Annotated in this window: 2 protein-coding genes; both read left to right on the forward strand. The window is 73.0% G+C overall.

The genetic code is table 11. The features are described from left to right. On the forward strand, positions 1-445 hold a 445-nt coding region (locus L995_RS01280; protein ID WP_047468375.1), incomplete at its 5' end, for a TolC family protein. Positions 446-462: 17 nt separating this feature from the next. Then, positions 463-889: HlyD family secretion protein (locus L995_RS01285; RefSeq protein WP_047468377.1), on the forward strand; the 427-nt coding region annotated here is incomplete at its 3' end.

An 889-nucleotide genomic window follows, 5' to 3' on the forward strand; every position in this document is an offset into this window, starting at 1 on the left:
CCGCGTCGTGCCCACGGTGTCCCTGCCCATCTTCGACGGCGGCCGGCGCCGCGCCAACCTGGAGCTGGGCGAGATCCGCAGCGACATGGCCGTGGCCCAGTACGAGAAAGCCATACAGACCGCCTTCCGCGAGGTGGCCGACGGCCTGGCCGCGCGCCGCTGGCTGTCCGAACAGATCACCGTGCAGCGCACCGCCGTGCAGGCCCAGGCCGAGCGCGCGCGGCTGGCGCAGCTGCGCTACGACAACGGCTCGGCCGCCTACCTGGAGGTGCTGGACGCCCAGCGCGACCTGCTGGCCGCACGCCAGCAACTGGTGCAGGCGCGGCGCGCCCTGCTGTCCAGCCAGGTGGGCCTGTATGCCGCCCTGGGCGGCGGCAGCGGGGCGGAACCTGCCGCGCTGCCCGCCACCGTGCCGGCCACGCCTGCCGATCCCCCGAATTCCTGAAGCATCCGGACCCGCCCATGGACAAGAACACCTCTCTGAAGAACAAGATCGTGCCGATCGCCGCCGTGGCGGTCCTGGCCCTCGTGACCTGGTGGGCCTGGAAGACCTTCACGCCCAAGGGCCCGGGCGAGGGCTTCGTCGGCAGCAATGGCCGGGTCGAGGCCACCGAGATCGACATCTCCACCAAGCTGCCCGGCCGCGTGGAGGAAATCCTGGTGCGCGAGGGCGACTTCGTGCAGGCCGGCCAGCCCGTGGCGCGCATGCAGATCGACACCCTGCGCGCCCAGCGCCAGGAAGCCGACGCCATGCGCCAGCAGGCCGAGCACAGCGTGGCCGCGGCCGAGGCCCAGGTCACCCTGCGCCGCAGCGACCTGGCCGCCGCCCAGGCCCTGATCGTGCAGCGCGAGACCGAGGTGGACGCCGCGCAACGCCGCTTCAACGCGG

The sequence above is a fragment of the Delftia sp. ZNC0008 genome, from assembly GCF_000799035.1.
GTDB classification, from domain to species: Bacteria; Pseudomonadota; Gammaproteobacteria; order Burkholderiales; family Burkholderiaceae_C; genus Comamonas; species Comamonas tsuruhatensis.